Genomic DNA, 24336 nt, shown 5'->3' with positions numbered 1-24336 from the left:
CCGCGAGAGGGCCGGCTCGCGGCGTCGGCGTTACTGGAGCGAGATGATGAGGTCGTTGATGCGCTTTCGCGCCGCGGCCGTCCGCGCCGGGTCGATGCGCCAGGCCTTCAGCTTGTCGAGCGGAACGGAATCCGGATCGTCGGCGATCGTCTTGCGCGTGGCATAGTCGCCGGGAACGTTGAACGGCTCGAAGGCGGGGCCGCCGGTCGGCGAATTGTCACCGAACATGAAGTCGATCAGCAGGCGGGCGGCGGCCGGATGCGGCGCCTTGCTCGCGATCGTCAGCACGGCCGGGAACAGGATGCCGTTGGCCGGCTCGACATTGTTCGCCACCTGCAGCGCCCAGCCTTCCTTCTTGTTGTCGCGCCGGTCGGAATAGGTGCTGAAGCCGACAGGCGGGTTCTTGCTGGTCTTGTCGCCCACCGCCTTGTTCACGAGGTCGCTGTTGGCGACCAGGATCAGGTCGTTCTTGAACAGGGCGCGGATGAACTGCTCGCCGGCCCCCTTCAAATCCTTGTCGACGGCGATGTCCTTGCCGAACTGGGCCTTGTAAGCCGCCGCCATCTCGTCCGGGTGCAGGGCGATCTCGGTCATCAGGTCGAGCAGTTCGCCGCGCTGAGCCGGATCGACCATCAGCACCTTGCCGCGCCATTGCGGGGTGGTGAGCTGCCAGAGATTGGTGACCGGCGAGCCGTTGGGATGCGCGGCCTCGTTATACATCAGGACCTTGGTCGAGAGCCGGTGCACGAGCAGCGGCGCCTTGTGCGCGGCGTCGATCTCGCCCGCGACCCGCGGCGGCACGTAGTTCTGGATCCGGCCTGCCTTGAGCAGCTTGTCGTAGACCACTGGTGTATCCGCCAGATAGAGCACGTCCACGGCACTCACGCCCGCCTGCTGCTCGGCCTCCAGCCGCGCGATCTGCTTGACCGAGCTCATGTCGAGGCCGATCAGGTCAATGCCCGGATAGGCGCTTTCGAACGCCTTCTCGATGCGGGCGATCCGGCTCGACAGCGAGAAGATCGTCACGCTGCCTTCCTTGACCGCCTGGGCGACGAGCTGCTCGCGCGTCATCGTGTCGAGATTCTGGGCGACCGCGCCGCCTGCCGCCAGCAGCATCGCCGGCAAGAGCAGAGACCGCGCCAGTTTCGATAGGATCTGCATCCGTCCCTCCCGTTTATCGTTATGTCATTCGAATTCGGAGAACAGGTCCGCGAGCTTCTCGAGCCGGCCCATGATCGGATCCTGATGTCGTCCCGCGATCGTCATCAGGATGGCGTTGACGATCGCGAAGGGGATGGTGGGCGTCTGGAACTCGCTGCCGGAACGCCCGCGGGGCGCCGCCAGCAGGAGCTGCGCCTCCGGCTTCATCATCGGCCCGGCGAGGTCCGAGATCAGGAGCGTCGCGGCCCCGACCTGCGCGGCATGCCGCATCAGCGGCTCGTAGCTCGCGGGCTGCTTGCGGAAGGCCAGCGTCAGGACGACATCGTCGGCCTTGAGGCTGACCACGCGCTCCGCAATGTCGCGCCCGCGCCCGGACAGGGCGATCGCCGTCATGCCGAACCGGTCGAGGCGCCGCTGCAGGAAGCTCGCGACGGAGCGCGCATGGCCCTGCGCGAAGATGAAGACGCGCCCGGCCGCGAAGATCATGTCCGCCGCCTGGTCGATATCGGCCTGCGAGATGCAATGGCTGAGCTCGTTGAGCGCAGCGATCTCGGCGCCGATCAGATCGGCGAGGAAGTTCCCGCCCTCGACCTTGGCGACCGAGCGGCGCATGCGGTTGGCCGCATCCTGCCCTTCGAGAACCTCACGCTGGAGCTGGTTGCGCAGTTCCGGATAGCCCTTGTAGCCGAGCTTCTGCGCCAGCCGCGTCGCCGTCGCCTCATGGACCTGCGCCCGTTCGGCCAGCTGGATTCCGTTGAGATAGGCGGCTTCGGCCCGGTTCTCGAGCAAGGTCGTGACGAGCCGGCGATCGGCATCGGTCAATTTGTCAGAATGCGACTTGATCCGCTCGAGGATGCTCATGGCTTTCCTGCAAAATTGTTTGCATCAGAAAGCTAGATCACAAAATCCCCTGCCGTCAATGACAATTGTAGAGATAGAAGCGACTGCAAAAAAAATTGCAGCCCCCACAAGCGCATTCGGCTGGCCGTCCGTGCCGATGACGAACGCCAACCGTTTGGAAGAGTAGGGTAAGCCGGGCCCGTCATCCCCGCAGACTGGCGAGCCGCCCGATCCCCGCGGCCCTGACCGGGCCCTCAGCGGGAACATCGAACAGGGTATCGCGCAGCAATCGCCAGCTATCTTCGTCCGGTGCGCAGAGGATACCGCCGCTATGCGTCGTCGCATTGTAGGGCGAGCCATCGAAACGCGCCGCAAACCCGCCGGCTTCGCGATGGATCAGCCAGCCCGCGGCATGGTCCCACGGCATGATCTTGCCCTGCAGCAGGAAATGATAATGCCCGCCTGCGATCATCCGGTATTCGTGCGCGCCGCAGCGATAGCTCGGCGCCGCCCGTACCTTGGCGAGATTGGTTAGCAGGGTGGTCTTGACCGGCTCGACCAGCTGGTTCCAGGCGACGCAGCCGACCATGTCGTGCAAGGGCGCGGCCTGCGCCACGCGGAGGTCGTTTCGCCGGCCATCGACCGTCTCGATCCAGGCGCCCTCCCCCCGCAAGCCGATGGCGACGTCGTTGCCGATCGGATCGAGAATGAACCCGGCGATCACCTCGCCCCGATGAGCGACTCCGATGATGACGCCGAAGAGCGGCAACCCGGCCGAGAAATTCTTGGTTCCGTCGATCGGGTCGACGATGAACGCAAGCTCGGCCTCCGCCAGACGGTCGAGCAGTGCCGGATTGGCGGCAGTAGCTTCCTCTCCGACCACCGTCGCGCCGGGAAAGCGCGCGCGCAGCATGGCCGTGATCGCGGTTTCGGCCGCCTCGTCGGCATCCGTCACGATGTCATGGATCGATGTCTTGAACCGGATGGCGCCCGGCGACAGGTTGCGCCAGCTCGGCAGGATCTCGGTCCGTGCCACGTCGCGCATGATCTCGACGACGGAAAGGGCGTCGCCGCTGGAGAATTTCATCGGAATTGTCCCGTTCTTGAGCAACCGCTGCCCATCGAATGATTAGCCTCCGGCCACCTGCCTGAGGTCCCGCGGCGCTGCCGGCCCGAACCTGCGACACAACCGCTGCTCCCGGTCGAAGACCAGGATGTGCTCCGGATTGAAGGCGATATGGACTTCACCCTGCCCGAGATCCTGCGCGAATTTCGGGATCAGGGCGGTGATGGGATGTCCCATGGCGGTCAGCGAGACGATCGTCTGCGACCCCGTCGGCTGCACGATGTCCACGACGGCCGGGATCGAGCCTGGAGCGGCCTTCGCGTGAATCTCGACATGCTCGGGCCTGATGGCGAATGTCGCCTCGCCTTCGATATCGTGGCCTTCGCCGAGCGGCACGCTGAAACCCGCGAACACAGCCCGGGCGCCCTGCCCATCGTCGGCAATGCGGCCGGCAAGGATGTTGATCTTCGGGTCGCCGATGAATTCGGCGACGAAGAGGTTGGCCGGCTCGTGATAGAGTTCGTGCGGCGTGCCCTGCTGGGCGATCACGCCATCCTTCATCACGACGATCACGTCCGACATGGTCAGGGCCTCGACCTGGTCATGGGTGACGTAGATCGTCGTCGCGCCGAGATCGGCGTGCAGCCGCTTCAGCTCCTTGCGCATTTCGGTGCGCAGCTTGGCATCGAGGTTAGACAGCGGCTCGTCCATCAGGAGGATCGCATTGCGGGCCGCGATCAGCCTCGCGACCGCGACGCGCTGCTGCTGTCCGCCCGAAAGCTCGGAGGGGTAGCGATCCTCCAGTCCCTTCAGCTGCACCTTGGCGAGGGCATCCTCGAGCCTGTTTCGCACCTCGGCCGCCGGCATGCGGGCCTCGGTCAGCGCGAGCGTGATGTTGCGGGCCACCTTCATGTGCGGCCACAAGGCGTAGCTCTGGAAGATGAACCCAAGGCCACGCTTTTCCGGCGGGACGAAGGCGCCCTCGGCGCTCGAATAGACACGCCGCCCGCCCAGCGAAAGCGTGCCGGTCGAAGCCTGTTCCAGCCCGGCGATGATGCGCAGGGTCGTCGTCTTGCCGCAGCCCGAAGGCCCCAGCAATGTCACGAAGCTGCCTTTCGCGACATCGAGGTCGAGGCCCGGGATGGCCAGGTGCTTTCCGTAGGTCTTGGTGACGGACCTCAGTTGAATCTCGGTCATCGAGACCTCCCAGAATGAGCCGGGCCCATCTCAGTTCGCGCGCGAAAGCCAGAAGTCGTTCAGCTTGGCGATGTTGTCGCGCACGAACTCCGGCGAGGCCTGCCATTTGGCCGCCGCCGGCCAGCGCTCGCCGTTCGGCGGCATCGGCATGTCGTTGCGCGGCGAGAACGAACCGATCCGGAAGAACGGCGCCATGCCCTGCAGCAGCTTGCCCGTCTCGCCCGTGCGGAACGGCGGCGTCAGCTTCGAGTCCTTGTTGAGATCCTTTGATCCCATCATGAAGGCGATGAACAGCTTGGCCGCGTTCGGGTGCGGGGCCTGCCCGCCGATGGCGATGAAGTTCGGGTAGGTGACGATGCCCGACGGCACGAGATCATAGGCGGCCACATTGACATAGCCGTCCGTCTCGTTGCGCGGCAGATAGGCCATCGGCGCCAGCGTGATCGGCGGGTTCTTCTGGCCGGCCTTGCCCGAGGCCTCGGCAAGCTTGCCGCTATTCGCCTGGATCACGACGTCGTTGGCGAGGATGCGATGCAGAAACTCGTATCCGGCATTCTCGACGCCCTTGGAGAGTTCGAGCTTCTTGCCGGCATAGGCCTCGTAGGCCTTGCTCAGCTCGTCGGAGCGCTCGATGAAGGCGGCCAGGGCCGTCGCCGTCGTCGCCGACCCGACCGGCGCCTTCATGATGAAGCGCCGCTTCCATTTGGGCTCGGTGAGCTCCCAGATGTTCTTGATCGGCGGCTCCGCGTTGGCGGCGCCATTATAGGTGATCGCGAAGGCCTCGATGTTCTGCGTAAGCAGCGGCTCGCGATGCTTTTCGTCGATCCGGTCCTTCAGATAGCCCGGAACGTAATTGACGATGTTCCGGTCCGGCAGCAGCTCGTAGACCATCTGCTGCGTGCCGCCCGAATAGACGACGTCGACGGCATGGATGCCGGCCTGGTGCTCGCTGAGGACCTTTTCGATGGTTTTCTCGGAGCCGAGCGGAAACACCTGCACCTTGATCTCGGGATAGGCCTTGGCGAAGTCCTCGCCCGCGGCCGTCATCGTCGTCGCGGACGAATAGACCGTCAGCGCCCCCTCCTTCTTCGCCGCCGCGATGATCTCGTCCCAGTTGTCCTCGCCCTGATGGACGCCGAGCTTGGCCGCCTTCAGCCAGGCCTCGAATTTCGACGAGTTTTGCGCCCACGCCCCGGTGGCCGCGGCGGATGCCATGCCGATCCCCAGCAGCAATGTCAGGTGCTTTGCTTTCAAACGCATGCCGGTTCTCCCCTTTTTCGGCGTTGAGTATCTGTTTTCGCGCGGGCTCAGATCACGTCGATCCTGGCCCTGCGCGCGATCGCACGGGCGATGAAGTTGATCGCGATGACGAGCACGACCAGCAATGTCGATGCGACACCGACCAGCTGGTCCAAGCCGCCGATCTGGTAGTTGTAGATCGCGCCGGCGAGCACGTTGGTCGAGGGCGTGACCAGAAGGATGATCAGCGACAGCTCGCGCATGACGCTGACGAAGGCCAGCAGCATGCCGGAGAACAGCCCACTGGCCATGACCGGGATGACGATATGCGCCATCCGCTTGCTCCAGCCGATGCCCTGCACCTGCGCCGCCTCCTCCAGAGAGCGGTCGAGCTGGAGCAGGGTCGAGATGCTGGTGCGCGTGATGATCGGCAGCATCTTCACCGTGCAGATCAGCACCAGCAGGGCAAAGGTGCCGTACAGCGCCGGCAGCGGGCCGATCGGCCGGGCGAACAGGCCGATATAGATCGCGCCGAAGGCCATGGCCGGAAAGATGTAGGGCATGAAGGCTATCGTCTCGAGCGCCCGCGAGCCGAAGGTGCCCCGTGTGCGGACCACGACATAGCTGATCAGCGCGCCGAAGAATCCCGCGCCGAGCGCCGCCATGAACGACAATCGCAGGCTGTTCCAGGTCGATACCAGGATATCGGCATTATCGACGAGCGATGGCTGGTTGATCGCCATGCCCTCGGAATCGCCGCCGATCCAGTAGTAGAGCGTGAGGTTCGTCAGGTCGTAATTGCCGGCCTGCTTGATCAGCGATTGCAGCACGAGCAGGCCGAGCGGGAACACGACCGCGGCCAGGAGCAGGAGCCCGATCAGGATCAGGGTCGGCCACCGCCACGCGCCGAGCGGCGTGGTCCGCGTCCGGAAGCCCTTGCCCGTCAGGGTGACGAAGCTCTTGCGGACGCCGATCAGCCGCTGGTTGATGTAGATGAACAGGCCGGCGAGGAGCACGAGGACGAGCGCGAGCAGGAAGCCGTCGCCGATATTGCGCATCCCGATCGCGGCGTAGATCTGCGTGGGCAGGACATAGAAGCGCACCGGCATTCCGAGAACAGCCGGCGTGCCGAACGATCCCACCACGCGAATGAAGGTCATGACCACAGCCGAGCCGATAGCGGGCAGGAGCAGCGGCATCGTGATCATCATCAGCTGCTTGCGCCGGGACAGGCCGGCCATCGCGCCGGCTTCCTCCAGCTGGCTGTCGATATTGGCGATCGACGTCGAAACCGTGAGATAGGCATAGACATAGTAGTGCAGCGACAGGCAGATCACGATCGGGACGGCGCCATAGGACAGCCAGTCCGGCGGCTGGACGCCCGTCAGGTAGGCGAACACGCCCGGCGAGCCGCCGATGCGCTCGTTCTTGAAGAAGATCAGCCAGCCCAGCGCCATCACCCAGGACGGAAGCATGTAGGGGATCATCACGATGCTGTGCAGGACACCGCGGAACGGGATATCGGTCCGCACCACCAGCCACGCCATCGTGCCGCCGAGCGCCAGGCAGACGACCGTCGCCGCGAACGCCGTGATCAGCGAGTTCAGGAACGGCTTGAAGAACAGGGCCATGGACAGCGGGCTGTTGAACACGCGCTCATAGTGGAAGAACGTGAAGTCGCCGACCTTCGCGCCGCGCAGATAGGTCCGGTCATAGGCTTGGACGACCAGCGTCTCCCGGATCAGCTCGACAAGCGGCACGACGATCAGGGCAACCAGCGCCAGCGTCAGCACAAAGCCGAGCCATCTCTCCACGGAAACCTTGGAGAGCCAGAAGCGTAGAGCGGTCGCCGCCGACATCGTCCGGCCTGCGTCGCCCTGCGCCGTCACATGGCGATCGAGCATACTCCCCCCGTCCCCCTGCATAACCGCGACCGATTGTTCCCCCGGTCGTCAAGCCAAGCGACAATGTACGCGGTTGCAAACGCTGTCAATCAGAGCGCGACAAAACTGAGGGAGAACGTATTTTGGCTTGCAGGAACGACGGAAACAGGCGTCAAACTTTGATTGAGACCCAAGTTTTCTGTCAGTTTCACGGAGAAGGGGAATTTCTGTATGTACGCGATTGCAAAGCTCCGCCTGCATTCGGCCGCGTAACGAATGCAGTCAGTCCGGAGCTTGCGCGGCCCTGACAGTGCTGCGCTCGACCAGTTCGACCGGCACGAAACAATGCAACGGCGCGCCGCCGGCATCGTCGCGCTCGATGGCCTCGATGATGGCCTCGGTCACGGCGTTCCGCTTGCGCCGGATCGTCGTCAATCGATAGGCGTGCCAATCGGCCTGGGGAATGTCGTCGAAGCCGATCACGCTGAACTCTTCGGGAACGCGCCTTGAAAGCGCCCGCGCGGCATCGAGCATGCCGATGGCCAGCAGGTCGGTCACGCAGAACACGCCGTCGATGCCGCCATTCTTGAGTAGCTCGAACCCGGCGCGCTTGCCGGCATCGTAGCTGGGCTCGTCCATCGCCCAGGGAATCGTCTTGATCCCGGCCTTCTGCATATGGGCGATGAATTCTGTCCGGCGGCGAAACTGGCTCGACGTGTTGCGCGCGCTGACGACGGCCACCTGGGTGCAGCCCGCCGCGATCAATCGTCCCGCAGCAAGCCTTGCACCTTGAGCGTCGTCGCTCGCGACATTGTCGAGATCGTCATGATGGCTGCGATCGACCAGCACCATCCGGACATTGTTGCTCATGCATTCTTCGATGATCGCTTCAGGGGGCGTCCCCGACATGACCACGACAGCGCGAACACGGAATTCCAGGATGAGCTCAAGGAGCTGCGAGATGTCGCCGGGAATGGCGGAAGCGTTGAGCAACAGGCTCTGCAGGCCACGTCGCAGAAGCGCGCCGCTGAGCTGGTCCAGCTGGTTGGCCATGTGAGGGCTGCCCATATTGGCAACCACGATGCCGACCATGTTGGAACTGCCGCCGCTCAGCGTCTGCGCCAGCCGATTGACCCTGTATCCAAGCGCCTCCGCGGCGCGGATGACGCGCTGGCGTGTCTCGTTCGAGACGCTGGCGCCCTGAGTAAAGCTGCGCGAGACAGCCGCACGCGACACCCCCGCCAGATCGGCCACCTCCTGAGCGGTGACGAAGGTCTGGGGCGATTCCCTGCGACCACCAGCACCTGGCGGCTTCCTTTTCATCGGGGCATCCACGGAGCGATCGTAAGTCACCCTTTGGGATCGCGAGCGCCGAATTGTCAATTGGTGACGGCCCGGCCGCGCCCCGTGGCTGGACTACCAGGCGAGTGTCGGCAGACAGTAGCGCGGCATGTCCGGATTGCGGGCGAACAGGGCCTCGCAGCTGCGCCGAAACGCCTGGCTGCCTTCGCTCCAGTTCAGTTCGTCGCGGTGGATGCCATTGGCGATGAACAGGCTGTCGACCCCGGCGCGCGCCGCTCCGGCGACATCATGTTCGAGCGAGTCCCCGATGGCCAGAAGACGGCCGGGAGGCAAGCCCAATCGCGCCAGGCAGGTCCGGTAGATGCGCGGCTCAGGCTTGCCGTGATAATGCACGCTCCCGCCCATCGCCTCATAGGCGAGCGCGACCGCGCCCGGCGCCTCCAGCAGGCGCCCGCCCGGGTGCACGCGGTGGCGGTCCGGATTGCCGCAGATCATCGGCAGCCCCCGCGACAAGGCCCGCTCGAGCACCGGCCGCCAGCTGGCAACCGACTGCCGCTCCGCATCCATGCTGAGCGTGAACAGGAAATCCGCCTCCTCGGGGGTTTCGACGAGCGTGAGGCCGATCCCGCCGGCAAGATGCTGCTCACCCGGCCGCGTCAGCGGCAGGCAGCGCGGGCCGAGATCGCGATAGGCCGGCTCGTCGCGCCGCAGCAGCGCCTCGCGTGCGTCGTCGCCGGCTGAGATCACGACGTCGTAGAGATCGCGTCGGAAGCCCATGCTGGCGAGGATGGCGTCATTCTCGCTGCCATCGCGCCCCGAATTCGAGAGGATGATCACCGGCTTGCCGGCAGAGCGCAGCGCTTCGAGACAGGCCACCGCTCCCTCATGGGCGATGGCTCCGTCATGCAGCACGCCCCATTGATCGAGCAGGAAGCCGTCATAACGCCCGGCCAGCTCCGCCACGCCCGCTGGAAAGAGCGCCTGCCGTGGCTCAGACAATGCGGGAGCGGACATAGGCCGAAAGCGCCTCGCTGATGATGACGATGCCGAGGATGGCGATCAGGATCACGATCGCCTGCGACCAGGCGAACTGGTTGATCGAGGCGTAGAGCAGGAGCCCGATGCCACCGGCGCCGACGAAGCCGAGCACGCTCGACTCCCGCACATTGATGTCCCAGCGATAGATCGAGGTGCCGATCAGCACGGGCAGGATCTGCGGCAGGATCGCGACACCATAGACCTGCAAGGTGCTGGCGCCGGTCGATTCCACCGCCTCGATCTGGCCGGCATCGACCTCCTCGATCGCCTCCGCGACGAGCTTGGCGATGAAGCCGACCGAGCGCGCCGCGACCGCGCAGATGCCGGCGACCGGCCCCGGCCCGAAGATCGCGACGAAGAGCAGCCCCCAGATCACCGTGTTGATCGAGCGCGACAGCACCAGCATGGCCCGACCGGCCAGCCAGGTCGCCTGGTTGTAGGTGGTGTTGCGCGCGGCGAGGAAGGCGACCGGCAGGGCGAAGACGATGGCGATCATCGTGCCGAGCGTCGCGATATGCAGCGTCTCGATCAGCGGCTGGACGATGCGCGGCAGATAGGACCAGCGTGGCGGCCACATCCGCGAGATCAGGTCGGCCGCCTGCTCGTGCGCATCGGCGAAGAAGGCCCATTCGATGTCGAGCGCCGAGACCGACCAGGCGGCGGCAACCGCGATGCCGCCGAGCCAGATCCACTGCACGATGCGTTCGCGCAGCGAATAGCGTTCCCATTGATCGGGATAGCGGCGCATCGGCGCGCGGTCCTGCGGGAGTTGATGCGCGGTCATCTCAGCCTCCGCCGGGCCCAGTCGCTGAACCACTCGCCGAAGGCGACCATCGCCGCGATCGTCAGCAGGATCGCGCTGGCGAAGTCGAAATCATAGCGGGAGAACGAGGCCGAGAGCGTCTGGCCGATACCGCCTGCACCGACGATGCCGATCACGGTCGAGTGCCGGAGATTGGAATCGAGCCGGTAGATCAGCACGCCGAGCGTCTTGACGAGAACCTGCGGCACGACCGCGTAGAAGAAGGTCTGGCCGAAGCTCGCGCCGGTCGCGCGGATCGCCTCGACCGGGCCGGGCTTCATGTTCTCGATATCCTCGGCCAGCATCTTGCCGAGGAAGATCGCCGAGGAGAAGGCGAGCGTCAGCAACCCGGCGACCGGGCCGAAGCCGAACAGCTTCACGAAGAAGATCGCGATGATGACCTCGTGGAAAGTCCGGCCAGTGACGATGAAGCCGCGCGCCAGCAGATAGAGCGGGCGCGGCGAGAGATTGGCCGCGGCCGCGATGCCGATCGGGATCGACAGCACCGCGCCGATGATCGTCGCCGCGATGGCGATCTGCACGCTCTCGACCATGCCGGTGAGCAGAAGCTCCCAGCGGCCGAAATCCGGCGGGACCATCCGCGACAGGATCGTCCAGGCGCGCGGCAGGCCGGCGAGCATGCGGGCCGTGTCGACATTGAGTGTCGAGAGCGACCAGACCAGATAGGCGCAAACCAGCGCCCAGAAGGCGAGCCGTCTGCCGGGGCTGCCGAAGATGCTCGGCGCCCGCCAGCGGCTGGGATAGGAGGCCGCCGTCGTGGTCATGACAGCGCGCCGACAGGAGCCATCGCGGCGACTGGAGCGGGAGCCTCGTCATCCTCGTCCTGCGGGGTCGACCAGTCCTCTTCGCCATAAATCCGCGTCAGCGCCGCATCGGTCAGGGCCGAAGCCTCGGCGTCGAAGACGATCAGTCCGTCCTTCATGCCGATGATGCGGTCGGCATGGGCACGGGCGAGTGCGACGTCGTGGATATTGATGATCGCCGGCGTCTGTCGCTCGGCCACGAGCTCGCGCACGAGCCGCATGATCTGGCGCGAGGTCTTGGGGTCGAGGCTGGCGGTCGGCTCGTCCAGCAGCAGCAGGTCCGGCCGCTGCATCAGGGCGCGCGCGATGCCGACGCGCTGGCGCTGGCCGCCCGAGAGCGCATCCGCCCGCTGGTTGTGGTAGCCGTCGAGCCCGACCCGATCGAGCAGCGCGAAGGCGGCCTGGATATCCTCGGGCGGGAAGCGATAGCGCAGCGAAGCGAAGAGGCCGGTATAGCCGAGCCGCCCCGAGAGCACGTTCTGCATGACGCTGAGCCGCTCGACCAGGTTGTATTCCTGGAAGATCATGCCGATCCGGCGCCGTGCCGCGCGCAGGCCCTTGCGGTCGAGCGCGACGATGTCCTCGCCATTGAGCCTGACGCTGCCGGCGGTCGGCTCGACCAGCCGGTTGATGCAGCGGATGAAGGTGCTCTTGCCGGCGCCCGACGAGCCGATCACCGCGACCAGCTGCGGCCGGTCGATGACGACATCGACGCCGCCCAAAGCCTTCTTGCCGGTTGGATAGACCTTGGCCAGCCCCGCGACGGCCAGCAGCGGAGCGCCGCCGACTGAGCCTCCCGTAACGCTCGACATCAATCGCCCTTCAGCTTCGAGAGGCCGTCCTGGGTATAGGTGATGCCGCTATCGCGCTGGATCAGGATGATGTCGCCCCAGGCATCCTTGTAGCTCAGCTCCTTGAAGCCCTTGGTGTCCTTGAACTCCTTGGCGAGCGCCGAATTCAGGAAGTCGAAGCTCAGGAAGGCCTGCTTGATCTTGGCCTGCAGCTCGGGCTTGAGGTCATGGGCGAGGCCGAAGGCCGTGCGCGGGAACGGGCTTGATTCATAGACGATGCGGATATCGTCGCGCTTGAACATGCCGCGATCGGCCATGCGCTCGACCACGCTGGAGGCGACGGGCGCCGCGTCATAGTCCTTGTTGACCACGCCCATGATCGAGTTGTCGTGCTTGCCGGAATAGAGGACCTCGTAGTCCTTGCCGGGCACGATGCCCTTCTCCTTGAACAGGATGCGCGGCGCGGTATCGCCGGAATTCGAGGACGGCGCGACATGGGCGACGCGCTTGCCCTTGAGATCGGCGATGGTCTTGATCGGGGAATCCTTCGGCACGATCAGTTGCAGCGTATAGCCGATCGAATCGTCCTTCTTGGCCATCGCGACGATCGGCACGAAGCCGGCGAGATTGACCGCGAAGGGCGTCGGGCCGCTGGCGACGCCTGCGATATGGAGGCGGCCGGAGCGCATCGCCTCGACCTGCGCGGCATAGGATTCCGCGCCGAACCATTTGATCTTCTTGCCGGTCGCCTTGCTGAGATGGGCAAGGAAATCGGCGAAGACGTTCTCGTAGACGGAAGGATCCTCCACCGGCGTATAGGAGAAGATCAGCGTGTCCGGGTCCTTCTGCTTCGCGGCATCGGCCGGGGTATCGGCGAGCAGGTCGCGATTGGCGTCGCAATAGCGGGCATCGAGCGTTCCGCGATTGGCGCAATCCTGCGCCTGAGCCGGGCCTGCAAGCCCGATACCGAAAGCGAGCAGGCAAAGGGACGCGATCTTGGCGCGCAGCATGGCAACCTCCCTGGAAGCGGCGCTCTTGATCAGCGCTCGTGTAAGATTTCTTCCATCCTGATCAAAAGCGATCAGGGTGACAAGAGTGGCCGGCTAATAAGATGGGGGTTTGCCTAGGCGACCAGCCAGCGGCAGCCGCAATCGAGCCAGGCCTTGCACAGCCGCTCGGTCGGTTCGGCATCGACGACGACGAGAGCGACCTTGCCGGGATCGGCGATCCGCGCGGTGCCGACCTGATTGAACTTGCTGTGGTCAGCCAGAACGACGGTCTGGCGGGAGCGCGCCATCGCCGCCTGGCGAACCGCAATCTTCTCGAGATCGAAATCCATCGGCGCACCATCGTCGTCGAAACCGCCGATACCGAGGATCGTATAATCGAAGCGGAAGCCGGCGATCGTCGCGATCGCCTGCTGGCCGACAAGGGACCCGTTGGCGCCGCGCGTCACGCCGCCCGTGACCACGACGTCGAAGACGCCACCCTGGCAGAAGATTTGTGCGACCGAGACGCTGGCCGTGACGATCCGCAGACCCGGCTTGCCCAACAAGGCGCGGGCAGCCGCCTCCACGGTGGTGCCGACATCGAGGAACACCGAGGCACCGGCCGGGATGATGCCGGCCAGCGCCTGCCCGATCCGCTGCTTGCCTTGCGGGGAGACGGTGAGCTTCTGGGCATAGGCCGAGCGGATGCCGCCGGAGGCCAGGCCGGCGCCGCCATGGAAGCGCTGCAGGTAATTCTGCTCCTGCAGCCGGATGATCTCGCGCCGCACGGTCTGGGCCGACACGTCGAAGCGAGCGGCAAGCGTCTCGATCGTCGTGAATCCGACCTCCTGCACCACGGCGAGGATCTGCTTCTGGCGGGCCGTGAGGTTCCCGGGTGCTGCCGGCATATGAAGTCCACCCGCAATGCGATCGGAGCGCGTTTCCTGCCGCTCAGTAAAACAGCGAACGGGGCATGGCCCAAGTCCCCATGCGCCCGTTCGCAAACGTGCTCATGCGGAATGACGTGAGGCCGGCCAGCGCTGCGGCGCGCCCTCGCCTCAGTCGGACAGTCGCGCCAGCAGCCCTGCGAGAAGCCGGGTGCGCCGCACCAGGCTATCCACCTCGATATGCTCTTCCAGCGTGTGATAGCCGGCGCCGAGCAGGCCGAGGCCGTCGAGCGAGGGAATACCGGCCGCGCCGGTGAAATTCGCGTCCGAGCCGCCGCCGGCCGAGGCATGGCCAAGTTCCCAGCCGAGCTCCGCGGCGATGCCATGCGCCTGCCGATAGAGCGCCATCGTGCCCTCGTCCGGCTCCCAGACCGGACGGGTGACGCCGCGCTCGACCGTGAAGCCCGTGCCATCGGCTTCGCGCTGCGACAGGGCGAGCATGCGCTCGACGCCCCGGTCCAGATCGTCCTGACGCTTCGCCATGCTGAGCGCCTCAGCGCGGCAGGATGTCGGGACGCAATTGACCCATTGCCCGCCCTGGATCACGCCGACCGAGAAGGTGCAGTCCTCATTCGTCATCGCCTCGATGGCGAGGATCTGTCGCGCCATCATGCTGATGGCGGAGCGCCCGTCCTTCAGGCGCGAGCCGGCATGGCTCGGCCGGCCCTCGGCCGAGAGGTTGAAGCGTGCGATGGCATAGCGCCCGGTGACGACGCCGTCGCCCGGCTGGCCCGGCTCCGGCACCAGCACATAGCGCTGGCGGCGCGCCTCCTCCATGATCAATTCGCGCGTGCCGGGGCTGCCGATCTCCTCGTCGGAGGTGTAGAGCACCGTGACCGGCAGCGGCGTCGCGACCCCGGCCTTCGCCAAGGCCACGATGGCCTGCAGCCCTGCATAGGCCCCGCCCTTCATGTCGAGGATGCCCGGCCCGTAGCAGCGCGAGCCGTCGCGGCGGAAGGGCAATTTCGCCAGCGTCCCGACCGGATGCACCGTGTCGAGATGCGACATCACGAGGATGCCGGGCTCGCCCTCGCGCGGATGCGGGAAGGTCGCGCGCACGCAGTCACCCAGCCCCTTCGGCCCGGGAATGCGGGTGATGGTGGCGCCGGCCGCAGCCGTATCGGCCGCGGCGCGGTCCATCATCCGGTTGACGGCGGCGGGATCGAAGGTCGGGCTCTCACACTCGATCCAGGGCCGCAGGCCCGCGAGCATGGCCTCGGTGTCGAGCGGCAGCGCGGCGAGATCCATTGCATCGACCTCAGGCGGCGGCGCGGGTTTCGACGAGCCGGGCCAGCAGGCTGGCGCCGACCGGCAGGATGCCGTCGTCGAGGACATAGGCCGGGTTGTGAACCGGCACGGTGCCGGCATGGCCGACCCAGGCATAGGCGCCGGGCACGACGCGCAGCATGTCGGCGAAGTCCTCGCTGCCCATCAGCGGCTTGCCGTCGGTCAGCACGCCCTCGGTGCCCACAATCTCGGCGGCGACAGCGACAACGGCGTCGGTCTGAGCCTCGTGATTGACCAGCACGTTGAAGATGTTGCGGATGTCGACCTCGATGGTGACGCCGAAGCTCGCCGCCGTGCCAGCGGCGATCTCGCGCATGCGGTCGCGGACGAGCGCGCCGATCTCCGGCGAGAAGGTCCGGATCGTGCCGGCGAGCACCGCCTCCTCGGGGATCACGTTATAGGCCGAGCCGGCATGGATCTGCGTGATCGAGAGCACGGCCGCCTCGCGCGGATCGGCATTGCGGCTGACGATGGTCTGCAGCGCATTGGCGAGGCTCATCGCCACCACGATCGGGTCGCGCCCCATATGCGGCATGGCGCCATGGCTGCCCCGGCCGGTGATCTTGATGTCGAAGAAATCGGCGCCGGCCATGGCAGGTCCGGGGAAGATCGAGATCTGGCCGGGGTCGAGATCGGGCGAATTGTGCAGCCCGTAGATCTCGTCGCAGGGAAAGCGCTCGAACAGCTTCTCGGCGATCATGCTGCGCGCGCCGCCGAGCCCTTCCTCGGCCGGCTGGAAGACGAAGACGGCCGTGCCCTTGAAGCCGCGGTTCTCGGCGAGATAGCGGGCCGCACCAAGCAGCATGGTGGTGTGCCCGTCATGGCCGCAGGCATGCATCTTGCCGGCGACGGTCGAGCGCCAGGGCAGGTTGGTGATCTCCTGGATCGGCAGCGCGTCCATGTCGGCGCGCAGGCCGATGCGTCGGCCGGGCCCGCCGGTGCCGTGCAGGACGCCGACCAAGCCGGTCTTGCCGATGCCACGATGGACCTCGATGCCCCAGGCGGCGAGCTTCTCCGCGACGATGTCGGAGGTGCGGACCTCCTCGAAACCGATCTCGGGATGGGCATGGAGATCGCGGCGGATGGCGACGAGCTCGTCCGTGAAGGACAGAATCTCAGGCAAGGCGGGCATGACGGCTCCAGATGGCGGATGGTTCAGGCGAAGGGCTGGCCGAGGGGCGAGGTGCGCAAGCCCGGACGCAAGCGGCGCCACGGCAAGGCGGCCGGATCGACCGGCATCGGTCCCGGCGCGGCGCAGACGAGGATCGTCTCCGCGATCGGCTCGAAATCGGCGCGGAAATGCACCGAGCTCTTGTTGACGAGGATGGCCTGCTCGGTCGGCTCGATGCCGACCTGCCGGTACATCGCCTGATCGGCCATCTGCGCCTTGCGCGAGCCGACGACGATGCGGACATCGCCGATGCGCAGGCAGGCGCTCGGGCCCAGATTCATCCGCGAACCGCCATAGAACGGGCCCGGCGCGACGAAGCGCCCGTCCGACAGCTTCTCGACGAGGAATTCGCCGGTGAGCGGCTCGTCACCCGGAATCCCGGACTTGGCGCCGAGGGAGATCGAAATCCTGACGCCCTCGCCCGCAGCATGGGCGGCTTCGGCGGCAGCCGGATCGACGATGACGCCGATGGCGGCGCGCTCGGCCCCACCGCGCACCAGCGCACGCGCCATGCCCATCGTGTCGGAATCACCGCCGGCGCCGGGATTGTCCTGCGTGTCGGAGATGACGACGGGCTTGGTCGCGGTCTGGGACAATCGCATCGCCTCCGCGACGCCGTCATCGGGCGAGAAGACCCGCCCCCTGAAGGCGGCCTCGCTCGCCATGACCCGGGCGAGGACGGCATCGGCCGCGCGGTCGGCATCGGCCTGCGTCGCTCCGTACGCGAGGACGGTCGCGCCGCAATCGGGAAAATCCGCCGCCGGGAAGCCAGGCAGGAAGGAAAGGGTCGGGACGGCCTCGCCCTCGAGCGCGGCCAACTCGGCATAGATCGTGCGGCACGGTTCCATCGCCGTCGCCTGCCAGGCGATGGGAATGAGATAGGGCACCTGCCGGAAGGCCTTGGCCGGGCGGGCCGCCGTCCCGATCAATTGCGCCAGCATCTCGGCCGAGCGGCTGCCGGTCAGGGCCATGTCGATATGCGGATAGGTGCGATAGGCCACCAGCGCATCGGCCATCGCCATCATCCGCGGCGTGACATTGCCGTGCAGGTCGAGGCTGACGACGAGCGGAACCTCCGGGCCGATCGCAGCGCGCACGCGCCGCAGCAATTCGCCTTCGCCGTCATCGTGATGCTCGGTGACCATGGCGCCGTGCAGGTCGAGATAGACGCCGTCCAGCGGCAGCGCCGCGGCGATGCGCTCCACCAGTTCCCCGGCGATGGCCTCGAAAGCCTCGGCGGTGACATGGGCGGAGGGGCTCGCCGCGCACCAGAGCGTCGGCACGAGCTCCCAGTCCCGCTCACGAGCGGCGTCGACGAAGCCGGCAGCGCTGACATTCACGCCCTTCACCGCCGCAAAGATCGCTTCGCCGCGCGCCAGCGGCGGCCAGCCGCCGCCCTGCAGGAACGCCTCCATTCCGGCCATGCTGGGCGCGAAGGTGTTGGTTTCGTGAAGAAACCCTCCGAATGCGATACGGCGTGGCATTCGTCCTCCCCAAGGCAGCTGGCGCCGAGGTAATCACAGGCGGGAGTGCTCTCCAAGGCGCAAAAGCGCCGACCCCGCCATCGAAAAACGACGAGACCGCGTCACCCGGCCGACGATCCGCGATCTCGAACATAAAGCCATTGGGCCCTGGTGGCGGCGGAAGCAGAGCTGATATCACACCCTCCCACTGATCTGCAGGGCCGGAAGATCGACTGTCGCCATCTCGGGTCCATGGGCACGGCGCCCCGACTTCCAGACGGTCCAAGCTGTAACGACCTGTGCGCCACGATTCCGCGCGAGCTCGACAGGGTGTCCAGGGCTGCTGAACAGCATCTGCACGATCTGACTGGAACTTCCCGCGCTGCGCATCCCGCTATTTCCGGGATGGAGGAGCCCCGACGCTCGGAAGGCAATCCGCATGGTACTGCGCGATCTCGCCGTGATGGCTACGGATTCCGCCTCGCGCTACGCGGCAATCTCGGCGTTCGTCGTACAGCCCGCGGCCGCCAAGCATAGCCCCAATGCCAAAAGCCCAATGCGCCAGCAAGGCGTTTGGCTATGTGGCGTCTCTGTGTGGCTTGCCGGCGAAACCAAGCTAAGCGCTTGATTTTAATGGCGCTCCCTAGGGGACTCGAACCCCTGTTTTCGCCGTGAGAGGGCGACGTCCTAGACCGCTAGACGAAGGGAGCAGCGCTGGCCGAGGGCGCCTATGTAGTCGGACAAATGCGGGCCTGCAACAGCTTTTTGTATGCCAACCGCATAAAGATGCCTGGCTTGCGAAAAAGTCCGAAAAACCCACTCGGAACGCAACGAAATCCCCGGATGACCACGTTGCCGGATCGCCCTGCGATGGCGCCTTCCGGCCATTTCCCCCGAACCCGACCGAACGATGCGAAGCCGTCGCCGATCAGATGGAGCCTCCTCGATCACCGGATCGCTATCCGCGGTTGTTCTTCGCCACGCGACGCGCGAAGCTCGCTTTCCGAGCCGGCCTGTGCCGGCCCAGATGGTCGGACGGCAACGGAACCATGCCGGAATGGCGAATCGACAGCCCCGATGACGAGGCCGCGCCCGAGCGGACGCCGGCGCCATCCACGACGAGCGCCGCTGCAAGTTCTCGTTCCGCGAAAGAGCTTTGGCAGGCCTCCGTTGGGCGCGCGCGCCTCTCCGTCCGGTCCGGACTGCGCGGCTTGATCGGCGTCGTCTATCCGCCGAGCTGCATCGCCTGCCAGGCCGCGACCGGCGAGGCCCAGGCGCTGTGCCCGGCCTGCTGGCGCGGTATCGGCTTCATCGAGCGCCCTTACTGCGAGCGCCTCGGCACGCCCTTCGCCGTCGATCTCGGCAACGGCCTGCTTTCGCCGGCCGCGATCGCCGATCCGCCGGTCTTCGCCCGGGCACGGGCCGTCTGCCGCTTCGACGGCACCGCCCGCGAGCTCGTCCATCGCCTGAAATACGGCGACCGCGTCGAGCTCTCGCTGACGCTGGGCCGGATGATGACGCAGGCCGGGCGCGAACTCACCTCAGATACGGATCTCGTCCTGCCGGTCCCCTTGCACCGGACTCGGCTCTGGCGCCGGCGTTTCAACCAGGCCGCCGCCCTGGCGCAGGTGGTCGCCCGCGAGACCGGGCTGCCGCTCGCGGCAAAGGCCCTCACGCGCATCCGCCGCACCCGCCAGCAGGTCGGGCTGACGCGCGCCCAGCGCGCAGAGAACCTCCAGGGCGCGTTTTATGTCCCTGTGACGGCGCGCGGGCTGGTCGAAGGCCGGCGCGTCCTGCTCGTCGACGACGTGCTGACCACAGGCGCCACGGTCAATGCCGCCTCGCGCGCCCTGTTGCGAGCCGGCGCGAGCGCCGTCGACGTCCTGACCTTCGCGCGGGTCGTGACGGATGGCCGGGAAGTCACTACATGAGGGACATCGCAACGAGAGACACGCCTTCATGCCGCCGGTCACGATCTACACCACGTCCTGGTGCCCCTATTGCAAGGCCGCCAAGGCGCTGCTGACGCGCAAGGGCGTGGCCTTCACCGAGATCGATGTCGACGGCAAGCCGGAATTGCGCCAGGCCATGACCGCCCGCTCCGGCGGACGCACCTCGGTTCCGCAGATCTTCATCGGCGAGCAGCATGTCGGCGGCTCCGACGATATCCACGCGCTCGACGCCCGCGGCGAGCTCGACAAGCTTCTCGCCGCCTGACGCACCCGGCCGCCCCAATTGCCTTGGTGACACCCCGTCACCATCTATGACGACATGATCCGCTACGCCCTCATCTGCGACGCCGCCCATGAATTCGAAAGCTGGTTCGCCTCCTCGGCCAGCTTCGAGGATCAGGCGAAGCGCGGCTTCGTCTCTTGCCCTGTCTGCAACAGCGCCAAGGTCGAGCGCGCGGTGATGTCGCCCAATGTCGCGCGCACCGATCTCGGCCCGAAATCACCTGCCCCGGCCGTGGAGGCGTCCGCTCCCGCCGCAGCGCCCCCGGCTCCCGTCGCGCTGATGGGCGAGAAGGAGCAGGCCTTTCGCGAGATGGTGACGGCCCTGCACCGGCATGTCAGCGAGAATGCCGAGCATGTCGGCCAGCGCTTCGCCGACGAGGCGCTTAAGATCCATCACGGCGAGGCGGAAGAGCGCGCCATCTATGGCGAGGCGACGCCGGACGATGCCCGGATGCTGCATGAGGAAGGCGTCGAGTTCCTCCCCTTGCCCCGCCTGCCGGGCTCCGGGAACTGACGCGCTCTCGGGTCGGCTCTGGTCACAAAGCCGCGCTTACGGCGACTTCGTAGACGCGAACATTACGGTTCTGGCAAGGAAACCGAGGCGGCGCGTACGAAAATTTTCGGCGCGGCGTCAGGGTCTTTTTCGTTTTGGAACAAGGCGCTACCGGCCCGGCTTCGCTGGCCGGGAGACGCGCCAAGGCTCGCGACGCCGCCTCCCCCCTTCCGTCCCGGATTAACTTTCTGTTAAGGAATTCGCGGTTCCTTGCCGGCAATCCCGGTTTGCCGCCCACGGCGATCACGGGTCCGGAACTCAGGAGGTTGCCGCATGAAGCGGACTGCGATCGCTGTGCATGGTCTTCGTTCCGGTGGAAAAATCCGGCATGGCAGCAAGGCGATCCCGCTTCTGATGGTGCTGGCAGCCCCTGCTCTCGGCGCCTGCAGCCTATCCCCGATCGAGACGGCGGCGACCTCCGCCGCCGCCGCTCCCGCCACGAAAGAGCCCGCCAAGGCCCGCAGGCATGCGGTTGCACTGGCCAAGGCCGATCCGCGCGAGAAGGAGTGCCTTGTCCGCGCGATGTATTTCGAATCGAACCGCTCGAGCGAGTCGGGTCTGCTCGGCGTTGGCACGGTCGTGATGAACCGGGTCGAATCGGCGAAATATCCCGAAACGATCTGCGGCGTCGTCGGCGCGCCCCGCCAGTTCGCCACAGGCGTGCTGACCCGCCCGATGACGGACAAGGTCCTGCCCAATGTCCAGGCCATCGCCGAGGATATCCTCAACGGCCGCCGCAACGAGGCTGTCGGCGCCGCCAAGCATTTCCACATGGCCGGCCTGCGCTTCGGCTACAACAACATGCATTACGTGACGGTGGCGGGCGGCAACGCCTTTTACGTGAGGGGCGAGCGTCCGGAGCGCCGCCGCATCGAGGAGCCGGCGATCCAGCTCGCCTCGGCCACCACCACATCCGTGCCGCTTACGACCGTGTCTTCGTCGGCAACGACGGCGACCTCCTTCGCCTCGGCGCCGCTCGCCTTCGCACCCGAGATGCCTGCGCCGCAGCGGCCGGCGCTCGAGACGCCCCTGGTCACACTGGTCAAGAACGCGCCGCTGCCGCCTGGCCGTCCGCTCGATCTCGACCTGCCCAAGGCGCCCTTGCGCGCCTTCGTCGCCCCGCCGAGGGACGATCGCCGCGTGGCGCTGCTGCAGGCCTCCGACATCCGCGGCAGCCTGCCCTCGCGATAAGCGCGCGAACCCACCGGAAATCTCAGCGGTCTTTCTCTTGAGGCGCAGCCGAAAGGCTGCGTCCCGAAGGATGTCTTACGAGGTTACGGAGCCGTCTGGACCGTCTTCGAGACGTTGCTGGCGCGGCTCCTCAGGATGAGGGCTGAACAAAAAACGCGTCCGCCTAACGTCGCACGGGACATAGCCGAAGCTCTGGCGTTATCTTCGCCGCAGTGCAACATTCAGATTGCTCTGCAATACGGGGAGACGCCATGACCGCGACGGAACGAGGCGGCCGGGAAACGGCCCAGCGCGACAAGCCGTGGATCTTCCGCACCTATGCGGGCCATTCCGACGCGGCCGAATCCAACAAGCTCTATCGCGGCAATCTCGCCAAGGGCCAGACAGGCCTCTCCGTCGCCTTCGACCTGCCGACGCAGACCGGCTACGACCCGGACCATGTCCTGGCGCGCGGCGAGGTCGGCAAGGTCGGCGTGCCGATCTCCCATCTCGGCGACATGCGGGCGCTGTTCGACCAGATTCCGCTGGCGCAGATGAACACCTCGATGACGATCAACGCGACGGCGGCCTGGCTGCTTTCGCTCTATATCGCCGTCGCCGACGAGCAGGGCGCCGACCGCAAGCTCTTGCAGGGCACGACCCAGAACGACCTCGTGAAAGAGTATCTCTCGCGCGGCACCTATGTCTTCCCGCCGCGCCCCTCGATGCAGCTCACCACCGACATCGTCGTCTTCACGGCCAGCGAATTGCCGAAATGGAACCCGACCAACGTCTGCTCCTATCACCTGCAGGAGGCCGGCGCCTCGCCGGTGCAGGAACTCTCCTTCGCGCTGGCGACGGCTATTGCCCTGCTCGATTCGATCCGCGCCCGGCCGGAAGTCTCCGCCGAGGAATTCCCCGGCACCGTCGGTCGCATCTCGTTCTTCGTGAATGCCGGGATGCGCTTCGTCACCGAGCTCTGCAAGATGCGGGCTTTCGTCGAGCTCTGGGACGAGATCACGCTTGGCCGCTACGGCATCGCCGATGAGGCGATGCGGCGCTTCCGCTATGGCGTGCAGGTGAATTCGCTGGGGCTGACCGAGCCGCAGCCCGAGAACAACGTCTATCGCATCCTGATCGAGATGCTGGCGGTCACGTTGTCGAAGAAGGCCCGCGCCCGCGCCGTCCAGCTCCCGGCCTGGAACGAGGCGCTCGGCCTGCCCCGCCCCTTCGATCAGCAATGGTCGCTGCGCATGCAGCAGGTCCTGGCCTATGAGACCGACCTGCTCGAATTCGGCGACATCTTCGACGGCTCGACCGTGGTCGATGCCAAGGTGGCGGAGCTCAAGGCCGCAGCCCTGGAGGAACTCGCCAAGATCGACGACATGGGCGGCGCGCTCGCCGCCGTCGAAAGCGGCTACATGAAGATGGCGCTGGTCGAGAACGGCGCGCGCCGCATCGAGGCGATCGAGCGCGGCGAGCAGGTCGTCGTCGGCGTCAACAAGTTCACCAACAGCGAGCCCTCGCCGCTCTCGGCCGGCGACGGCAATGTCGTCACCGTGCCGGATTCGGTCGAGACCGAGGCCATCGCCCGCCTCAAGGCCTGGCGCTCAGCCCGCGACGCGAAGGCGGCCGAAGCAGCGCTCGCAGAACTCGCCGCCAGCGCCCGCGAGAACCGCAACGTCATGCCGGCCTCGATCGCCTGCGCCAAGGCCGGCGTCACCACCGGCGAATGGGCGCAGACGCTCCGCGAGATCTTCGGCGAATACCGCGCCCCGACAGGCGTCGACACCAAGAAGCTGGGCGACGCGGCAGGCCTCGCCACCGCCAAGGCCGCGGTGGAGAAGGCGACCGAGCGGCTCGGCCGCCCGCCGCGCTTCCTCGTCGGCAAGCCCGGCCTCGACGGGCACTCGAATGGCGCCGAGCAGATCGCCGTGCGCGCCCGCGATGCCGGAATGAGCGTCAGCTATGGCGGCATCCGCCAGACGCCGGAGGAGATCGTCAGCGAGGCCAGGGAGCAGCAGGCCGACATCATCGGGCTCTCGATCCTCTCCGGCTCGCATCTGCCGCTGGTGCGCGACGTCACGGCGCGGCTGCGCGTCGCCGGCATGGACGTGCCCGTGGTGGTCGGCGGCATCATCCCGCCCGACGACGAGAACGCGCTGCGCAACATGGGCGTGGCGCGGGTCTATACGCCCAAGGATTTCGCGCTGGACGGCATCATCGCCGATGTCGCGGGATTGGCGGCGAAGAGGGGGTAGCGCCCAAAAGGACGGCTGTCTTCCCGCACGCGCTGCGGCACGCAGTGCTGCTGCGCAGATGCGGGACCGCGTGACGAGAGGGCGCTTTTTTCTGCGCACGGTCCCGTGTCTGCGTCGC

At 66.4% G+C, this 24336-nt stretch carries 21 protein-coding genes and 1 tRNA gene; 5 read left to right on the top strand and 17 right to left on the bottom strand.

Annotation, left to right across the window (positions count from 1 at the left end; genetic code table 11):
- Nucleotides 1-30: 30 nt before the first annotated feature.
- The 17 genes from AC07NY_RS02850 to AC07NY_RS02770 all read right to left on the bottom strand — a co-directional run bounded on the left by AC07NY_RS02850 (nucleotide 31) and on the right by AC07NY_RS02770 (nucleotide 18710).
- Nucleotides 31-1143 (bottom strand): ABC transporter substrate-binding protein, encoded by a 1113-nt coding sequence (locus tag AC07NY_RS02850; RefSeq protein WP_494583663.1) that lies wholly within the window; start codon nucleotides 1141-1143, stop codon nucleotides 31-33.
- A 42-nt stretch (nucleotides 1144-1185) separates the two neighbouring features.
- Nucleotides 1186-2022, bottom strand: a complete 837-nt coding sequence (locus AC07NY_RS02845) for a MurR/RpiR family transcriptional regulator (RefSeq protein ID WP_494581653.1) — start codon at nucleotides 2020-2022, stop codon at nucleotides 1186-1188.
- Nucleotides 2023-2203: 181 nt separating this feature from the next.
- The gene (locus AC07NY_RS02840; RefSeq protein ID WP_492285495.1) at nucleotides 2204-3088 is read right to left on the bottom strand and encodes an inositol monophosphatase family protein; all 885 of its coding nucleotides are present in this window, start codon (nucleotides 3086-3088) and stop codon (nucleotides 2204-2206) included.
- 42 nt (nucleotides 3089-3130) lie between these two features.
- A complete protein-coding gene (locus AC07NY_RS02835) occupies nucleotides 3131-4264 on the bottom strand; it encodes an ABC transporter ATP-binding protein (protein WP_494581652.1) in 1134 nt (377 codons plus the stop codon).
- A 30-nt stretch (nucleotides 4265-4294) separates the two neighbouring features.
- Nucleotides 4295-5524 (bottom strand): ABC transporter substrate-binding protein, encoded by a 1230-nt coding sequence (locus tag AC07NY_RS02830; RefSeq protein WP_492285497.1) that lies wholly within the window; start codon nucleotides 5522-5524, stop codon nucleotides 4295-4297.
- A 47-nt stretch (nucleotides 5525-5571) separates the two neighbouring features.
- A complete protein-coding gene (locus AC07NY_RS02825; protein ID WP_494581650.1) occupies nucleotides 5572-7407 on the bottom strand; it encodes an ABC transporter permease in 1836 nt (611 codons plus the stop codon).
- 261 nt (nucleotides 7408-7668) lie between these two features.
- Nucleotides 7669-8709 carry a LacI family DNA-binding transcriptional regulator gene (locus AC07NY_RS02820; protein WP_494583662.1) on the bottom strand — a complete coding sequence of 347 codons (1041 nt, stop codon included), beginning with the start codon at nucleotides 8707-8709 and terminating at the stop codon, nucleotides 7669-7671.
- A 93-nt stretch (nucleotides 8710-8802) separates the two neighbouring features.
- A complete protein-coding gene (locus AC07NY_RS02815) occupies nucleotides 8803-9702 on the bottom strand; it encodes a TIGR01459 family HAD-type hydrolase (RefSeq protein ID WP_494581649.1) in 900 nt (299 codons plus the stop codon).
- Nucleotides 9680-10510 carry a phosphonate ABC transporter, permease protein PhnE gene (phnE, locus tag AC07NY_RS02810; RefSeq protein ID WP_494581647.1) on the bottom strand — a complete coding sequence of 277 codons (831 nt, stop codon included), beginning with the start codon at nucleotides 10508-10510 and terminating at the stop codon, nucleotides 9680-9682. Before phnE (AC07NY_RS02810) ends, AC07NY_RS02815 begins: the two co-directional genes overlap by 23 nt.
- Nucleotides 10507-11313: a phosphonate ABC transporter, permease protein PhnE gene (phnE, locus tag AC07NY_RS02805; RefSeq protein ID WP_494581646.1), complete on the bottom strand. Its 807-nt coding sequence runs from the start codon at nucleotides 11311-11313 to the stop codon at nucleotides 10507-10509. Before phnE (AC07NY_RS02805) ends, phnE (AC07NY_RS02810) begins: the two co-directional genes overlap by 4 nt.
- The gene (phnC, locus tag AC07NY_RS02800) at nucleotides 11310-12125 is read right to left on the bottom strand and encodes a phosphonate ABC transporter ATP-binding protein (RefSeq protein WP_494583661.1); all 816 of its coding nucleotides are present in this window, start codon (nucleotides 12123-12125) and stop codon (nucleotides 11310-11312) included. The genes phnE (AC07NY_RS02805) and phnC overlap by 4 nt, the downstream gene beginning before the upstream one ends.
- Nucleotides 12126-12163: 38 nt before the next feature.
- Nucleotides 12164-13153: a phosphate/phosphite/phosphonate ABC transporter substrate-binding protein gene (gene phnD, locus AC07NY_RS02795; protein ID WP_494581644.1), complete on the bottom strand. Its 990-nt coding sequence runs from the start codon at nucleotides 13151-13153 to the stop codon at nucleotides 12164-12166.
- Between the two features lie 113 nt (nucleotides 13154-13266).
- Nucleotides 13267-14040, bottom strand: a complete 774-nt coding sequence (locus tag AC07NY_RS02790; protein WP_494581643.1) for a DeoR/GlpR family DNA-binding transcription regulator — start codon at nucleotides 14038-14040, stop codon at nucleotides 13267-13269.
- A gap of 150 nt (nucleotides 14041-14190) precedes the next feature.
- Nucleotides 14191-15327, bottom strand: a complete 1137-nt coding sequence (locus AC07NY_RS02785) for a M20/M25/M40 family metallo-hydrolase (RefSeq protein ID WP_494581642.1) — start codon at nucleotides 15325-15327, stop codon at nucleotides 14191-14193.
- Between the two features lie 10 nt (nucleotides 15328-15337).
- Nucleotides 15338-16498, bottom strand: a complete 1161-nt coding sequence (locus AC07NY_RS02780) for a M20 aminoacylase family protein (RefSeq protein ID WP_492285505.1) — start codon at nucleotides 16496-16498, stop codon at nucleotides 15338-15340.
- A gap of 23 nt (nucleotides 16499-16521) precedes the next feature.
- Nucleotides 16522-18021 (bottom strand): M81 family metallopeptidase, encoded by a 1500-nt coding sequence (locus AC07NY_RS02775; protein WP_494581641.1) that lies wholly within the window; start codon nucleotides 18019-18021, stop codon nucleotides 16522-16524.
- A gap of 613 nt (nucleotides 18022-18634) precedes the next feature.
- A tRNA-Glu gene (locus tag AC07NY_RS02770) sits at nucleotides 18635-18710 on the bottom strand.
- Between the two features lie 501 nt (nucleotides 18711-19211).
- On the opposite strand from AC07NY_RS02770, the gene AC07NY_RS02765 reads away from it, so the two are divergent.
- The 5 genes from AC07NY_RS02765 (at nucleotide 19212) to AC07NY_RS02745 (ending at nucleotide 24218) form a co-directional block, all read left to right on the top strand.
- Nucleotides 19212-19931, top strand: a complete 720-nt coding sequence (locus AC07NY_RS02765) for a ComF family protein (RefSeq protein ID WP_494581640.1) — start codon at nucleotides 19212-19214, stop codon at nucleotides 19929-19931.
- A 28-nt stretch (nucleotides 19932-19959) separates the two neighbouring features.
- Complete coding sequence (gene grxC, locus AC07NY_RS02760) at nucleotides 19960-20217, top strand: glutaredoxin 3 (protein ID WP_494581639.1); 258 nt, start codon at nucleotides 19960-19962, stop codon at nucleotides 20215-20217.
- A gap of 54 nt (nucleotides 20218-20271) precedes the next feature.
- Nucleotides 20272-20748, top strand: a complete 477-nt coding sequence (locus tag AC07NY_RS02755) for a DUF1178 family protein (protein WP_494581638.1) — start codon at nucleotides 20272-20274, stop codon at nucleotides 20746-20748.
- 312 nt (nucleotides 20749-21060) lie between these two features.
- Nucleotides 21061-21978, top strand: coding sequence for a cell wall hydrolase (locus AC07NY_RS02750; protein ID WP_494581636.1), 918 nt, complete (start codon nucleotides 21061-21063; stop codon nucleotides 21976-21978).
- A gap of 251 nt (nucleotides 21979-22229) precedes the next feature.
- Nucleotides 22230-24218, top strand: a complete 1989-nt coding sequence (locus tag AC07NY_RS02745; RefSeq protein WP_494581635.1) for a methylmalonyl-CoA mutase family protein — start codon at nucleotides 22230-22232, stop codon at nucleotides 24216-24218.
- Nucleotides 24219-24336 lie beyond the last annotated feature (118 nt).

Source organism: Allobosea sp. GW821-FHT09G06, from assembly GCF_059416005.1.
The sequence above is the reverse complement of the archived record's forward strand: the minus strand, read 5'-3'. Positions and strand labels throughout refer to the sequence as shown.

Bases quoted from the DNA above. Each gene is read 5' to 3' on its own strand.
- AC07NY_RS02750 (WP_494581636.1), top strand. From the start codon at position 21,061: ATGAAGCGGACTGCGATCGCTGTGCATGGTCTTCGTTCCGGTGGAAAA.
- AC07NY_RS02745 (WP_494581635.1), top strand. From the start codon at position 22,230: ATGACCGCGACGGAACGAGGCGGCCGGGAAACGGCCCAGCGCGACAAG.
- phnD (WP_494581644.1), bottom strand. From the start codon at position 13,153: ATGCTGCGCGCCAAGATCGCGTCCCTTTGCCTGCTCGCTTTCGGTATC.
- phnE (WP_494581647.1), bottom strand. From the start codon at position 10,510: ATGACCGCGCATCAACTCCCGCAGGACCGCGCGCCGATGCGCCGCTAT.
- AC07NY_RS02820 (WP_494583662.1), bottom strand. From the start codon at position 8,709: ATGAAAAGGAAGCCGCCAGGTGCTGGTGGTCGCAGGGAATCGCCCCAG.
- AC07NY_RS02790 (WP_494581643.1), bottom strand. From the start codon at position 14,040: ATGCCGGCAGCACCCGGGAACCTCACGGCCCGCCAGAAGCAGATCCTC.
- AC07NY_RS02830 (WP_492285497.1), bottom strand. From the start codon at position 5,524: ATGCGTTTGAAAGCAAAGCACCTGACATTGCTGCTGGGGATCGGCATG.
- AC07NY_RS02845 (WP_494581653.1), bottom strand. From the start codon at position 2,022: ATGAGCATCCTCGAGCGGATCAAGTCGCATTCTGACAAATTGACCGAT.
- AC07NY_RS02755 (WP_494581638.1), top strand. From the start codon at position 20,272: ATGATCCGCTACGCCCTCATCTGCGACGCCGCCCATGAATTCGAAAGC.
- AC07NY_RS02840 (WP_492285495.1), bottom strand. From the start codon at position 3,088: ATGAAATTCTCCAGCGGCGACGCCCTTTCCGTCGTCGAGATCATGCGC.
- AC07NY_RS02825 (WP_494581650.1), bottom strand. From the start codon at position 7,407: ATGCTCGATCGCCATGTGACGGCGCAGGGCGACGCAGGCCGGACGATG.
- AC07NY_RS02775 (WP_494581641.1), bottom strand. From the start codon at position 18,021: ATGCCACGCCGTATCGCATTCGGAGGGTTTCTTCACGAAACCAACACC.
- AC07NY_RS02815 (WP_494581649.1), bottom strand. From the start codon at position 9,702: ATGTCCGCTCCCGCATTGTCTGAGCCACGGCAGGCGCTCTTTCCAGCG.
- AC07NY_RS02835 (WP_494581652.1), bottom strand. From the start codon at position 4,264: ATGACCGAGATTCAACTGAGGTCCGTCACCAAGACCTACGGAAAGCAC.
- AC07NY_RS02780 (WP_492285505.1), bottom strand. From the start codon at position 16,498: ATGCCCGCCTTGCCTGAGATTCTGTCCTTCACGGACGAGCTCGTCGCC.
- AC07NY_RS02785 (WP_494581642.1), bottom strand. From the start codon at position 15,327: ATGGATCTCGCCGCGCTGCCGCTCGACACCGAGGCCATGCTCGCGGGC.
- grxC (WP_494581639.1), top strand. From the start codon at position 19,960: ATGCCGCCGGTCACGATCTACACCACGTCCTGGTGCCCCTATTGCAAG.
- phnE (WP_494581646.1), bottom strand. From the start codon at position 11,313: ATGACCACGACGGCGGCCTCCTATCCCAGCCGCTGGCGGGCGCCGAGC.